This window comes from Bacillus sp. MHSD_36 (genome assembly GCF_030757775.1).
Taxonomy (GTDB): domain Bacteria; phylum Bacillota; class Bacilli; order Bacillales; family Bacillaceae_G; genus Bacillus_A.
In genome coordinates this window covers 23,954-38,855 of sequence record NZ_JAVBIS010000004.1, presented here as the reverse complement: position 1 = coordinate 38,855, position 14,902 = coordinate 23,954, and the positions used below count along the sequence as shown (strand labels likewise).

Genomic DNA, 14,902 nt, shown 5'->3' with positions numbered 1-14,902 from the left:
TGCTTCCGCTGAATTTTGAGGTGGGGATCTTACTGCCCGTTAATGCGGGATAAAAAATAAGCCCTCGCTTTATGAGGGCTTATTTCATATTTATTTTCCAAACCTTTTACGGTATCCACATTTTCTACATAGCTCTTCAACTGCAACCCTTTTCGAAAATCCATCGACAATGTTTGTTGCTCTTTCACCTTCTATAATGTTAGAAAATGAGTCAGTATTAATATTTCCAAGGTTAATAATTCCCTCACCATCTAGACAACAAGGAATAACTGTTCCATTCGCTAAAATACCAGCTTGATTTCGAAGACCGTGACAGAATCCTCTTCCATCATCCTCTTCTTCATGTAATGCTGGCCACTGGAATTCATAGTCTTGATTAATAAAGACACGTTCCGCAATTTTTATACCTTTTCCTGGTGTAAGCTTCTCTTCGATTTGATAAGATAAACCAAACTCATTTTCAATGATGGATAATAACTCTCTATTTTTCTGGATTTCAGCATTCGTTTTATTATCCTGCGTTAAATTCCATAATCTTAGTGAAACAATTAAATCTGATTGACTTGTTGCCTCTCTAATGAAGGAAAGTATACTTCTTACATAGCCCTCTTTATCTTGTGAACCTGGGTGTCCATCAAAACTATGCAGTGAAAAATTCATTTGTCTTAAAGCAGGCTTATTTAACAGTCTATGCCTTCTCTTATTAATTAACGTTCCGTTCGTTGTAATATTAACTTTAAACCCTTTTTCATGGCTTAAATCTAACAATTGATCTATTTTCGGATGAAGCAACGGCTCACCCTTCACGTGCAAATAAATGTAGTCTGTGTGTGGTTTAATTTGGTCTAATCTTTTCGCAAAATCCTCCACAGAAATGAATTGCTTCTGCCTTTCCGTCGGCGGACAAAAGCTGCACGCAAGATTACATACACTCGTAATCTCCAAGTAAAATTTCTTAAACTTCTTCACCTTTAACTCCTCACTTCTATGACTACTTATACTTTTTCCTCTTCATATTACAGCATACTTTTTTAGAAATAGAAACATACTTATTTTAGGAAATATAGAAAACGGCCACATCTGTAGCCGTTTGAATGGTACTATTACTATTTATGATACGGTTCCCCACGATTAATACGAAAGGCTCTATACACTTGCTCAAGCAATACTAATCGCATTAATTGGTGTGGTAATGTCATCTTTGAAAAAGAAAGAGATTCGTTTGAACGCTTCATTACTTCTGAACTTAGTCCAAGTGATCCACCAATTACAAAGGCAACTTTACTCTTTCCATATGTAGCAAGACGATCTAAGCTTACTGCAAATTCTTCTGATGATTTTTGTTTTCCTTCTATTGCTAACGCAATGACATGCGTATCATCAGAAATTTTATCCAGTATACGTATGCCTTCTTTTTCTTTTACAATTAACATTTCTGCTTCACTTAAATTTTCTGGTGCCTTTTCATCTGGCAATTCAATTACTTCTACTTTTGCGTATGCCGATAATCGTTTTAAGTATTCTGCTATACCTTGTTTTAAATATTTTTCTTTTAATTTCCCAATTGAAATAATCGAGATATTCACACGTATTCCCCACCTTACAAACATGTTATCCACATGACTTATCCACATATCCACAAATGTTACCCACATATTGTGTGGGAATCTGTGTTCGATACAACATATGTCGCCTCATTTTGACAAAATTCACATGTTTTTTTCTCTTTTTCCGAGTTATCCACATTGTTGATAACCGGCGCAACTTCACACTCATCCACAATAATATCTAAAGCTAATTCAACATGTTCTAAACAACAAGGTAAATTCATATTCTTCACCTCACTTTTCTACAATAGAAAACAGGAGGTAGGCCCTCCTGTTTTTAATACTTTTGAATGCCTAGTTTAACCGTTGTTGTTGCTCGTTTTGTACCACGATAAAATGTAAGAGTCATTTTATCATTAATTTTTTTATCATATAAGGCCGTACGGAATCCGATAATATCGCGAACTGGTTTTCCATCTACTGCTACAATCACATCATGTTCTCGTAAACCAGCATCTGCACCTGGTGAAGGACTTTTCACATCTAAAATGCAAACTCCCTCTGTTACATTGCCTGGTAGATGTAATGTTTTTGACCAATAATAATTCGGAATCTCATTTAACGATCTAAGTTCAATTCCAACATATGGTCTTCTTACTTTTCCATACTTCTCTAATTCATTCATAATAGGAACAGCTCTAGTAACAGGAATGGCTAGTCCAATTCCTTCTACTTCTTTTGCAGCAATTTTCATTGAGTTAATACCAATTAATTGACCTGCTGCGTTTACAAGCGCACCACCACTATTACCTGGATTAATTGCTGCGTCTGTTTGCAATACTTCTACTTGCCAATCATAATGTCCATCTTGATCTAAATCTACAGGGACAATACGTTCATTAGCCGAAATAATGCCTTGTGTGACAGTTCCAGAAAATTGTAGCCCTAGCGGATTTCCAATCGCAATGACCGGTTCTCCTCTACGAACAGTATTAGAATCGCCAATTTCAATTACTTTTTTCACATGCTTTGCATCTATTTCTAATACAGCCAAATCTGTGACTACATCCGTTCCTAATACTTTTCCTGGAACTTTCTTACCGTCACTTAAACTCACTTCAATACGATTCGCCCCAGCAACAACATGATTATTCGTTACAATGTAAGCTTGGCCATCCGTCTTTTTATAAATTACACCTGATCCTGTACCAGCTTCTGAATCTGCCTCTGAAAAATTATCTCGCTGAATATTAATAACGCCAACAACAGCTTCAGACGCACGATCAACAGCATCCACAAAGCTAATCTGTTTAATTCCTTGCGCTTGGGCCATATTACTTCCACTTGCTTCCGCTTGTGGAAACGCGCCTGCATCATTTGAAAACAAAGGAGCTCCAAATGCAAATAACGAAGCTCCTACAATTGTTCCTGCTATACTAGAAATAACAATACCTTTATGCTTCTTTTTTCTTGCACGTTTCATACGATAATTTTCTTCATCAATAAAGGACATATTTGCTCACCTATCTTCCTGAAAACAACTATATTCACCTTTATTGTTTACTAAAATGAAGAATTATACGTATTGAATTTTTGTCGGCATTTTTGGATCTGTATCGTGAATTTCAAAGGCTTCTCCCACTCCAAATCCCTTTTCCTCTAATACTTGTGATACTGACATACGTGCTAGTTCTTTCATGTTATTATCTAAACTTAAATGGGCTAAATAAATATGTTTTGTCTCATCTGTAATTACATCTGCCATCGCTAATGCAGCGTCCTCATTACAAACGTGACCCACATCACTTAAAATACGTCGCTTAATACTCCATGGATAACGTCCCATACGAAGCATTTCTACGTCATGATTACTTTCAAATACGAAAGCATTAGCTCCCTTAATAACACCTTTCATACGGTCACTCACGTATCCTGTATCTGTAATAAGGGCTAACTTTCTATTATTGTTATGAAAAGCATAGAACATGGGCTCTGCCGCATCATGAGACACCCCAAATGACTCGACCTCAATATCACCAAATGTTTTCACATCACCAACTGAGAAAATAAACTTTTGCTCAGTTGGGATATTTCCTATTAAGTGTTCCATTGCGTTCCATGTTTTCTCATTTGCATAAACAGGCAAATCATATTTGCGTGCCAATACACCTAATCCTTTAATATGATCACTATGTTCATGTGTTACAAGAATACCTGATACATCATTTATATTTAGTTCTGCCTGTTTAAATAAAGCCTCTGTTGCTTTACCACTTAAACCTGCATCGACGAGTAATTTCTTTTCATCTGTTCCTACATATAGCATATTCCCTGTACTTCCACTTGCAAGTACACTAAAATGCAACCCCATTCTTTCTCACTCCAGTATGTTCATCAACCACTTGATTTTCCTTTTCACCTAACTCCATAACTTGTCCTTCAATTGCATTTACAAAGAAGTCCTGCTTCTGCTCCGTTTTTAAATTCCATGTTGGAGCGAGTACTTGGTTATTAGAAGTAGATGCGGTAAGGTTGGCATAACCAATTTGCGCTTCTTTTACATGTGTATTCCCATGAATTTTATTTTTTAAATATAGGTTTTCTAAAGCCGTTTGGGCAGTAATAATTTCTTGCTGTTTCGTTTTTTCACTTTCGCCCATTTCTTTTAAATCAGTTAGCATCGTTTGCGTGTACGACACAAGTTCACTTTTTTCATTTAATTCCACAACAATCATCGCCTGATCGTTATAAAAAATAGGCTTATCTTTATATTTTTGGAAGAAGTAAATTTTAGAGTCTTTCATCGCACCAAACTCATACTTTTGCCCATCCAATACATAGTTCTTCAAAAAATCACTATACTTATCTTTAGATAATGATTTTGTATTCAAAAAGGGCTCTTTTAGCTTACTTTCTATTTTGTACATATTTTGTATGTGGGCCGTTTGATTTTTTAAAGACTGTACATCTTCTTCTTTAAATGCCTTGTTTTCCGCCCTAATAAATGACTCTTTTTTTGGTTCTTTAGGGAAATTACCCATCGTAATTTTGTTTGCTTTTAATTCTTGATCTATCTTTGTTTCTGCAATAAGCTCCAATTGATTACTATCTTGCTTTTGAATGAATTGAAAGATGAGAAAGAGGTCCAAAACAAAAAAGGTCACAATAAATATGGTTTTAATCCGATCCCAATCCATTTAGTCCTCCCTCACTCCACTCATATATTTTTTGTTTGCCAGCTTCATCTTCAACAAACTTCACATACCAAATTGGCTGTAGTCGCGCTACTTGTCCGTCTAGTGCTAATTTGTATCCAATACCAATGTCTTTAATGAATCTTTTATCTACTGCGGCATTATTTTCTAAGGATGCTATCACAACGTGACCTGATGGAAGAGTGACCTTTTGCTCTACACCTTTCGTATTTAAAGACAACAACGGTCTTTCATATTCCATCACTTCTTCTGATCCCCATACTTGTCTCAATTCAGCTAATCCATCTGTATTGAATACGGGATATCCATCTTCCTGTAAGCGGAATACTGTCTGTCCTTTATTCATATAGTCCAAACGATATGAATCCAAACTCCCACTATGACCATTTACAAAATCAAAACTTTTTTGTAAAAGCATTAAATCATCTGGCTTTTTCTCACTTAAAACAGAAGAATTTTTATACCTTAGCATATGCTGATCGTTTTCAATCTCCATAGACCTAATACCATCTGTAAATATTTCTTTCGATTTCTCGATAATAGGGCTTAAATAACGTGGGTCACTAAAAAGAGCATTCTTAAATGTATCAACCGCTAAATTAGATGAAATATATGTTATATTACTTAATTCTGTCGTTCCATCTGGTAAAAATAGCTTTTTCATATCATTAATTTGATAGTCAAAATAAGGTTTTGCTGATACTATAAATTGATTTTGTGCATTTACAATATCTTTTAAATACACTCCACTTAATTTTGCTTCATATATTCTAGAGTTATCACCATCGGAAACAAAATTAATTTTAATTTCTTGATCCCTACTTCTAGAAGGGTCAAGAATAATTCGATTAAAGTGTTTAGGCTTATCTATACTTTTTTCTTTCATACTAAACATAGATTTAACTGCATCAAATGGGATGTTGGTAGGGAAAATAAGTTCAATTTTCCCTTCATCATGCACATAAGAAAGGAAGCCAGCCTTAGCAATCGATATCTCTTTGAAATCATATAATTCCCCTGCTTCCAAAGGTCTATAGATTGATTCTATATCTCCCTCTCTTTTGCTCCCGTAATGATTTTTATCTTTATGCACGATGATAGAAGTAGGGCGGACAACATCAGCGATTTTAGTTTGAGTAGTTCCCTCATTCCCCTGTACAAATTTTGCGTTTTGCATAGACGTGGAATCTGGCACATACGTCCATAAGTTAAAAGTAAGAAATAGACTAATTACAACTAAGTTAATTAAAACTATTGTTTTTACATTTTCCATACTCATTCCCATTCGTCCTCTTCATCCGCTGCCATTGGCAATGTGAAATAAATCGTTGTCCCTTTTCCTTCCTCACTCTTCGCCCAAATCGAGCCACCATGTGCCTCAATCATTTCTTTCGCAATTGCTAATCCAAGTCCTGTACCACCCATTTGTCTTGAACGTGCTTTATCTACGCGGTAAAAACGTTCAAAGATTTTATCAACATTCTCTTTCGGAATACCCATTCCTTGGTCGCTTACACTAATCTCTAATAACTCACCACGGTCACGTAAACGATATGTTACTGTTCCACCTTCTGGTGAATACTTTAATGCATTCGAAATAATGTTATACAATACTTGCGTAATTTTATCCGTATCCATATCAATAAATCGAGATTTTTTAGAGAAAGATCGTTTGAAACTTACGTTTTGCTCTTTAGACATTTCAAAACGATCAATAATGTTATTAAAGAAGTCAGTAAAGTCGACCCATTCTTTCATTAAACGATGTTCTGTACTATCGAGTTTAGATAGTTGCAATAACGCATTTACAAGTCTAATCATTCTTTCTGTTTCTTCTTGTGTAACTGTTAAAAATTGCGGTGCAATATTCGGATCTTGCCACGCGCCGTCCGTAAGAGCCTCTAAGTAACTGCGCATCGTCGTTAATGGCGTTCTTAATTCATGGGAAACGTTTGCCACAAACTCGCGGCGTTCCCTCTCTATACGCTCTTGTTCAGTTACGTCATATAATACGGCTATTAAACCATTTGCTTTCCCTGTCTCTTTTTGAATAACAGAGAAACTAGCACGTAAAATATATGGCTCATTTCTCGTACTAAAGTCTAATAAAACGGAATCAGGCTCTTCGTATAAATGATCGAGCGTAAATTCTTCCTGTATCCCTAATACTTCTAAAACAGATTGATCGAGCGCCGTTTCACGCGAAACATTTAGCATCTTTTCCGCAGGATCATTTAATAAAATAATGTCCCCTTTTCGGTCAGTAGCAATTACTCCATCTGTCATATGTGATAATACGGATGACAATTTACGTCTTTCACTTTCCGTTGAAGAACGAGCTTGTTGTAATTTTTTTGATAAATTATTAAAAGATAATGCTAATTGTCCAATTTCATCATGGCTATGCACTTTTACTTTTCTTGAATAGTTTCCTTTCGCCATTTCAATCGCTTGTCTTCGCATATCAGAGATTGGTCTCGTAATCGTTTGAGCTAACAAAATTCCAAGTACAGCTGTTACGAGTAATGCAATAACGGTTCCGGTCGCAAAAATTTGATTAATATCCTTCATCTGCTTATAAACATCTTCCATAGATGCAACAACGTAAATAGCACCAAGTGCATCTTTGTTGTTATCATCCATAATAGGAGTAATCATAACTTGTACACGGTGACCTGTACGACCATCCTTCTCAATTTTCACTTCTGGTTTTTTTTGTACCAATACCCGCTGAACAGCTCTATCAGTTGATGTTCTATTTACCTTGTTTTGCTTTGACTCATCTGAAATAGCGAGCAGCTTTCTGTTCGCATCAAATACACTTACCTCTTGAATATCTTTCTTTCGATCAGAGGCAAATTTTCGAATGGAAGTTTTAATCGTTTCATCTGTTGACTCTGTTTCTGCTTTTGTATAACTCTTTTTAAACTCTTGTTTCAAGTTATATGATAATAAGTTCGTTTGTTGTGTTAAAGAATCTCTAAAGCCTTGTACAAGACTCTTTTCTAACTCCCTTACAAAATATACCCCAATAACTTGCATAGCTATCAATATTAATAGCATATATATGAGTACAAATTTTAAATGAATAGATTGAAAAAAACCGACTTTCTTCATATACTATTCCTGCTCTGGGTCACGCAAGTAATACCCTACTCCACGTCTAGTGACTATTAATGTAGGATGACTTGGATTATCTTCAATTTTTTCACGTAAACGACGAACTGTGACATCCACTGTACGTACATCTCCAAAGTAGTCATAACCCCAAACTGTTTGCAATAAATGTTCGCGCGTCATAACTTGTCCTAAATGTTTTGCTAAATAATGTAGTAGCTCAAATTCACGATGTGTAAGTTCAATATTTTCTTCACGCTTCGTTACACTATATGCATTCGGATTGATAACAATTGGTCCAATAACCATTTCCGTATTTTCTTCTTTTTCTGCAGCACCACCTTGTTGATGGCGACGTAAATTCGCCTTCACGCGAGCAAGTAATTCCCTCGTACTAAATGGCTTTGTTACATAATCATCTGCTCCAAGCTCAAGTCCTAATACTTTATCGATTTCAGAGTCCTTCGCTGTAAGCATAATAATCGGCATTTCTGAGCTTTTACGTATTTCACGACAAACCTCTAAGCCATCCTTACCTGGTAGCATAATATCTAATAAAACCATATCTGGCTGTTCTTCAGTCGCTTTTTCAATCGCTTCATCACCATCATGCGCCATTACAATTTCAAAACCTTCTTTTTCTAGGTTGAACTTCAAAATATCCGCAATCGGCTTTTCATCATCAACTACTAAAATTTTCTTTCCCATCATCGTCTATTTCCTCCTTATAAAGTGAAACTTTAATTGGTGGGTGTTTTCTTCATCACCCACTGATTATTAGCCCTCACCAATTGGGCTTTTACGGGCAGCCCGCTCCCCACCTAACTTCTTTGCTTTCGCTGAATTTTAAGGCGGGGGCTTACTGCCCAGTAAATAGTGGGGTAAAAATATGGTCAATATCCTTAAACACATTGATGTCTACATAGTATGTCCCTATATGACCGCATCTTTTGCTTAAGTACTTTTTCCTCTATTCTCACAGACTCATGTATGATCCACATTTACACGGAATCCTATACGATCTATAGAAAAACCTCTAGCTTCAACTGCTAGAGGCTCCTCATTCTATTTTAAAATAACTACTCAATTTTGTAAAATTACACAAATAAAAAGGATATTAAGTGGGCCCACTTAATATCCTGAGAGTGGCTCGGGACGGAATCGAACCGCCGACACGAGGATTTTCAGTCCTCTGCTCTACCGACTGAGCTACCGAGCCAAAACTATATATAAAACCACTAATGGTGGTATAAACAAAAGTGGCGGTCCCGACCGGGGTCGAACCGGCGATCTCCTGCGTGACAGGCAGGCATGTTAACCACTACACCACGGGACCAAAAATGAACATAAAAAAACATGACCCGTACGGGATTCGAACCCGTGTTACCGCCGTGAAAGGGCGGTGTCTTAACCACTTGACCAACGGGCCACGAAAAATAAAATGGTGAGCCATGAAGGACTCGAACCTTCGACCCTCTGATTAAAAGTCAGATGCTCTACCAACTGAGCTAATGGCTCATACTCACCAACGTCATATTTTCGTGACGACAAGATGTATCATAACATATTTTCTTTATCTTTTGCAATACCTTTTTTTATTTTTTTATAAAAGATAAGAAAAAACTCATGCGGACATGAGTTTTTTCTCAAAAATATCAATTAAGCTTCGTATACGTTACGAACGATATTTGTTTGGTTACGATCTGGTCCAACTGAGAACATAGATAATTGAATTCCTGTTAATTCAGAAACACGTTCTACGTATTTTCGTGCATTTTCAGGAAGCTCGTCTAATGATCTTACACCAGTAATATCTTCTGTCCAACCTGGAAGCTCTTCGTATACAGGCTCACATTTCGCTAAAATGTTTAAGTTTGCTGGAACTTCATCGATAACTTCGCCATCGCATTTGTAAGCGACACAAATTTTAAGAGTTGGAATACCAGTTAGAACGTCGATAGAGTTTAATGATAAATCTGTTAAACCACTAACACGACGTGCATGTCTTACAACAACGCTATCGAACCAACCTACGCGGCGTGGACGACCAGTTGTCGTTCCATACTCACGACCAACTTCACGAATTTGATGACCAATTTCATCATGAAGCTCAGTAGGGAATGGACCATCACCAACACGGCTTGTATATGCTTTACATACACCTACAACGCGAGTAACTTTTGCAGGGCCAACTCCAGTTCCAACTGTTACACCACCGGCAATCGGGTTAGAAGATGTAACGAATGGGTACGTACCATGGTCGATATCAAGCATAACACCTTGTGCACCTTCAAATAATACACGGTGATTGTTATCTAATGCATCATTTAATACAACAGACGTATCACACACATATTGTGCGATTTGTTGTCCGTACTCGAAGTACTCTTCGAAAATTTCTTCTACACTGAAACCTTCTGTATCGTACATTTTTTCAAACAAACGATTTTTTTGTGCTAAATTGCGCTCAAGCTTCTCTTTAAATGCTTCACGGTCTAAAAGATCAGCCATACGGATACCGATACGAGCAGCTTTGTCCATATATGCAGGACCGATACCTTTTTTCGTTGTACCGATTTTGTCATCACCTTTACTTGCTTCTTCTAACTCATCTTGTTTTAAGTGATAAGGTAAAATAACGTGCGCACGGTTACTTACGCGTAAATTATCAGTACTTACACCACGATCGTGTAAGTATTTTAACTCTTCAAGTAACGCTTTCGGATCTACTACTAAGCCGTTTCCGATTACACAAATTTTTTCTTTATAGAAAATACCAGATGGAATTAAGTGTAATTTATATTTAACCCCGCCGAATACAATTGTATGTCCTGCGTTATTTCCACCTTGATATCTTGCAACTACTTCCGCATGCTCAGAAAGAAAATCAGTGATTTTACCTTTTCCTTCGTCGCCCCATTGTGTTCCTACAACTACTACTGAAGACATTATTAAAGCACCTCCGCAATTTTCAAACGATCTATTCAAACAATATAATTGTACCAAAACGGAAAAAGAAGTCAACCAAAAAGCGAACATTTTTTTATAAAAAAACTTTTTCGTTCGTAAGAATTATATTTTTACATTATGAAAGCCTTATCTTTTATATAAAAAAAAAGAAACACATCTTATTATAAGAAATGTGTTTCTTTTTTATACTATCTTTATGCCGGCGGCGCATGTCCATCTTCGAAGCGACGTTCTAAGTTAACGAACTTATTGAACTCCTTAACGAATGCAAGCTCTACTGAGCCTACTGGACCGTTACGCTGCTTCGCAATAATAATTTCAATCGTATTTTTGTTTTCCGTTTCTCGGTCATAGTAATCTTCACGATATAAGAAGGCTACAATATCAGCATCCTGCTCAATACTTCCCGATTCACGAATATCAGACATCATCGGACGTTTATCTTGACGAGATTCTACACCACGAGATAACTGCGACAAGGCAATAACAGGCACTTGCAATTCACGTGCAATCCCTTTTAGTGTACGAGAAATCTCAGATACTTCCTGCTGACGGTTCTCTCCTGATTTCCCACTTCCTTGAATAAGCTGTAAGTAGTCAATCAAGATCATACCAAGACCCTGTTCTTGTTTTAATCTACGACATTTTGCTCGAATCTCATTCACCTTAATTCCAGGCGTATCATCAATATAAATACCGGCATTAGAAAGGCTCCCCATCGCCATCGTTAATTTTGCCCAATCATCAGAAGTTAATGATCCTGTACGAAGTCTTTGTGCATCGATATTCCCTTCTGCACAAAGCATACGCATAACTAGCTGATCAGCACCCATCTCTAGACTAAAAATCGCTACATTTTCATCCGTTTTCGTCGCTACGTTTTGTGCGATATTTAATGAAAATGCCGTTTTCCCTACCGATGGACGTGCTGCTACGATGATTAAATCATTTCGTTGGAACCCTGCCGTCATCTTATCTAATTCAGTAAATCCAGTTGGTATCCCGGTAACTTCACCTTTTTGGTTATGCAAAAGTTCGATTTTATCGTAGGCATCTACAAGAACGTCTTTAATATTTTGGAATGCCTTAGCATTCGTTTGATGTGATACTTCTAATATTTTTTTCTCAGCCTCATTTAATAGGCCATCCACATCATCTTCTCTCTCATATCCATCAGACACAATATGAGTCGCTGTTCGAATTAAACGACGTAACAGCGCTTTTTCAGCGATGATTCGTGCATAATACTCTACGTTAGCAGCAGTTGGAACAACTTCTGCTAATTCTGCTAAGTAAGAAACACCACCAACTTCTTCAAGTAACCCTTGATCAGCCATCGCTGACGTCATCATTACTAAGTCGATCGGCTCCCCCTTATCAGATAAACCAAGCATGACTTCGAAAATCTTTTGGTGTTTCGTTCGATAAAATGAGTCAGGTACCAATAGTTCCGATGCTGACGTTAATGCATCCTGATCAATCAATATAGCACCTAGTACTGCCTGCTCAGCTTCTATATTATGCGGAGGGGTACGATCAGCCATTACATCACTCATACGCAATCCTCCTTGCTTACCTTAGTTTTATTGTTCACTAACATGAACTTTTACTGTTGCTGTTACTTGCGGATGCAATTTCACAGTAACATTTGTATAGCCTAATGCACGAATTGCATCATCCATTTCAAATTTACGCTTATCAAGTTTAATTTTGTGTGATTTTTGCATTGCATCTACGATTTGTTTACTTGTGATTGAACCGAACAGACGGCCACCTTCTCCAGATTTAGCCTTTAATTCTACAGTTAGTTTCTCTAACGTTTCTTTTAATTGTTTTGCATTTTCAAGCTCTGCTGCTGCATCTTTTTCTTCTTTGCGCTTTTGAGCTTCTAAAGTTTTCATACTGCTATTTGTCGCTTCAGCAGCTAATCCTTGTTTTAGTAAGAAGTTATTTGCATAACCATCTGGTACGTTTTTTACTTCTCCTTTTTTCCCTTTACCTTTTACGTCTTTTAGAAAAATTACTTTCATGATTGTGTGCCTCCCTGTAAATAGTCATCAATAACAAATCGAAGCTTCTCCTCAGCTTCATCTACTGTAACATTTTTCATTTGTGTGGCTGCATTCGTTAAATGCCCACCACCACCTAAGTTTTCCATAATTAGCTGCACATTCACTTCACCTAAAGACCTGCCGCTAATTCCAATGAAATTCTCACCACGTTTTGCAATAACAAATGATGCAGTAATTCCTGTCATTGTTAATAATGTGTCCGCTGATTGCGCAATAAGCACTTGATCGTAGTAATCATCACTATCAACTTTTGCAATCGCAATTCCATTTGTATAAATGTACGCATTTTTAATAGCTTTTGCAACCCGTAAATACTGATCCATATCTTCTTTTAAAAGCTCTTGTACAAGTACGGTATCTGCACCATGAGAACGTAAATAAGAAGCGGCATCAAACGTACGAGCACCCGTACGGAATGTAAAGCTTTTCGTATCAACAATAATACCTGCTAACAATGCCGTTGCTTCTAGCATTGTCATTTTTAAATTTTTCGGTTGGTATTCAAGTAATTCTGTAACAAGCTCTGCCGTGGAAGAAGCGTAAGGCTCCATGTAAACAAGCAATGGATCTTCAATAAAATCTTCTCCTCGGCGATGATGATCAATAACAACTACATTTTCAATCTTGCGTAACAGCTTTTCTTCCATTACCATTGAAGGTTTATGCGTATCAACAACAACAAGTAATGAATCATCATTTGCAAATTCCATCGCTTGTTCTGGTGTAATAAAGTGAGACCATAACTCTTCGTTTTGTTTCACTTTATCCATTAAACGCTTAATTCCCTTATCAGAATCATTTTCATCTAGCACAATATATCCTTTGCGCTCATTTAATTGCGCTACTTTTAAAATACCAATCGCAGCGCCAATTGCGTCCATATCAGGAGCCCTATGCCCCATTATAATGACGTTACTACTTTCTAATACTAAATCTTTTAATGCGTGCGAAATAACTCTAGCACGTACACGAGTACGTTTTTCTACCGGATTTGTCTTACCACCATAAAACTTAACTTTACCTGTTGCTTGCTTAATAGCTACTTGATCTCCACCGCGGCCAAGCGCAAGGTCTAAGCCGGACTGAGCCATTGCCCCAAGCTCTGATAAAGGTAAATCACCTGAACCGACACCTACACTTAAGGTGAGTGGTATATTCCTTTTAGATGTTTCTTCACGCACTTGATCTAAAATGCTAAATTTCCCTTTCTCCATCTGTGCTAAAATACTTTCATTTAACACAACGAAGAATCTTTCTGAAGATGCACGTTTTAAATATGCACCATACTTAACGGCCCATTCATTTAGTCTTGATGTTACAAGACTTGTTATATTCGTACGTAATTGATCATCTAATCCTTGTGTAACTTCATCATAATTATCTAAATAAATGACAGCCAAAACAGTACGTTGATCCTCGTACATCTTTTCAATCTCTGTTTGTTCCGTTACATCAAAGAAATAAATTAACTTTTCTTCTTTCCTTACAAAGACACGAAACTTTCGATTATTTAAAGAGACTATATCATCGGAAGTTTCTCCCTTAATAAAAAGAAGTAACGTTTCTGATACATCATAAAGGTGCCATCCAGCTAATGCATGCTGCCCGAGACACGAAGATAAATAAGGATTCGCCCAATCAATCCCATAATCCTTATTGTATAACAAAATACCAATCGGCATCTGGTTAAATGCTTCATTACTTACTTTCTTTACCCTTGTAATCATATCTGTCGTATGTTTCTCGAAATTCTTTTGAAAGGTTAGTTCAAATCGTACAACAAGAAAAAGGACGATACAAAAAATAAAGAAGGAGACTATCCCCATTATTAAATGAAAATAACAGAGGATTGAAATGAGCACAAACACAAAAAATGCCAATACGTAAACAGGATATAAAAACCACTGTTTCTTATAAAATTCAGGCATGTATACAACTCCTATAAAGTAAAACTAACTCACCTTCCAGTTAGTAATACAGA

Annotated in this window: 13 protein-coding genes and 4 tRNA genes; all 17 read right to left on the bottom strand. The window is 36.8% G+C overall.

Annotated elements, in window-relative coordinates; all coding sequences use genetic code 11:
- Positions 1–90: 90 nt before the first annotated feature.
- Complete coding sequence (locus Q9B79_RS17440; protein WP_306186245.1) at positions 91–969, bottom strand: radical SAM/SPASM domain-containing protein; 879 nt, start codon at positions 967–969, stop codon at positions 91–93.
- Between the two features lie 137 nt (positions 970–1,106).
- Positions 1,107–1,586, bottom strand: a complete 480-nt coding sequence (gene rlmH, locus Q9B79_RS17435; RefSeq protein WP_001027003.1) for a 23S rRNA (pseudouridine(1915)-N(3))-methyltransferase RlmH — start codon at positions 1,584–1,586, stop codon at positions 1,107–1,109.
- A 59-nt stretch (positions 1,587–1,645) separates the two neighbouring features.
- Positions 1,646–1,831 carry a CxxH/CxxC protein gene (locus Q9B79_RS17430; RefSeq protein ID WP_001052827.1) on the bottom strand — a complete coding sequence of 62 codons (186 nt, stop codon included), beginning with the start codon at positions 1,829–1,831 and terminating at the stop codon, positions 1,646–1,648.
- A 53-nt stretch (positions 1,832–1,884) separates the two neighbouring features.
- Positions 1,885–3,060: a S1C family serine protease gene (locus tag Q9B79_RS17425; RefSeq protein ID WP_306186243.1), complete on the bottom strand. Its 1,176-nt coding sequence runs from the start codon at positions 3,058–3,060 to the stop codon at positions 1,885–1,887.
- Positions 3,061–3,123: 63 nt separating this feature from the next.
- Positions 3,124–3,918 carry an MBL fold metallo-hydrolase gene (locus Q9B79_RS17420; protein ID WP_000522836.1) on the bottom strand — a complete coding sequence of 265 codons (795 nt, stop codon included), beginning with the start codon at positions 3,916–3,918 and terminating at the stop codon, positions 3,124–3,126.
- Positions 3,902–4,744 (bottom strand): two-component system regulatory protein YycI, encoded by an 843-nt coding sequence (locus Q9B79_RS17415; protein ID WP_306186242.1) that lies wholly within the window; start codon positions 4,742–4,744, stop codon positions 3,902–3,904. The genes Q9B79_RS17420 and Q9B79_RS17415 overlap by 17 nt, the downstream gene beginning before the upstream one ends.
- Positions 4,725–6,041, bottom strand: a complete 1,317-nt coding sequence (locus Q9B79_RS17410) for a YycH family regulatory protein (protein ID WP_306186241.1) — start codon at positions 6,039–6,041, stop codon at positions 4,725–4,727. Before Q9B79_RS17410 ends, Q9B79_RS17415 begins: the two co-directional genes overlap by 20 nt.
- Entirely contained in the window at positions 6,038–7,879 is a 1,842-nt protein-coding gene (gene walK, locus Q9B79_RS17405) for a cell wall metabolism sensor histidine kinase WalK (RefSeq protein ID WP_306186239.1), read from the bottom strand. The genes Q9B79_RS17410 and walK overlap by 4 nt, the downstream gene beginning before the upstream one ends.
- Positions 7,880–7,882: 3 nt before the next feature.
- Positions 7,883–8,590, bottom strand: a complete 708-nt coding sequence (gene walR, locus Q9B79_RS17400) for a cell wall metabolism DNA-binding response regulator WalR (RefSeq protein WP_000971872.1) — start codon at positions 8,588–8,590, stop codon at positions 7,883–7,885.
- Positions 8,591–9,025: 435 nt separating this feature from the next.
- Positions 9,026–9,098: transfer RNA gene (locus Q9B79_RS17395), tRNA-Phe, on the bottom strand.
- 41 nt (positions 9,099–9,139) lie between these two features.
- Positions 9,140–9,215: transfer RNA gene (locus Q9B79_RS17390), tRNA-Asp, on the bottom strand.
- A 21-nt stretch (positions 9,216–9,236) separates the two neighbouring features.
- Positions 9,237–9,308 (bottom strand) — tRNA-Glu (locus tag Q9B79_RS17385).
- A gap of 13 nt (positions 9,309–9,321) precedes the next feature.
- Positions 9,322–9,397, bottom strand: a tRNA-Lys gene (locus tag Q9B79_RS17380).
- 141 nt (positions 9,398–9,538) lie between these two features.
- Positions 9,539–10,828 carry an adenylosuccinate synthase gene (locus Q9B79_RS17375; RefSeq protein WP_001977509.1) on the bottom strand — a complete coding sequence of 430 codons (1,290 nt, stop codon included), beginning with the start codon at positions 10,826–10,828 and terminating at the stop codon, positions 9,539–9,541.
- 215 nt (positions 10,829–11,043) lie between these two features.
- Positions 11,044–12,405 (bottom strand): replicative DNA helicase, encoded by a 1,362-nt coding sequence (gene dnaB, locus Q9B79_RS17370; protein ID WP_001286244.1) that lies wholly within the window; start codon positions 12,403–12,405, stop codon positions 11,044–11,046.
- Between the two features lie 27 nt (positions 12,406–12,432).
- A complete protein-coding gene (gene rplI / locus Q9B79_RS17365) occupies positions 12,433–12,879 on the bottom strand; it encodes a 50S ribosomal protein L9 (protein ID WP_000864230.1) in 447 nt (148 codons plus the stop codon).
- Positions 12,876–14,849: a DHH family phosphoesterase gene (locus Q9B79_RS17360; protein ID WP_001113895.1), complete on the bottom strand. Its 1,974-nt coding sequence runs from the start codon at positions 14,847–14,849 to the stop codon at positions 12,876–12,878. The genes rplI and Q9B79_RS17360 overlap by 4 nt, the downstream gene beginning before the upstream one ends.
- Positions 14,850–14,902 lie beyond the last annotated feature (53 nt).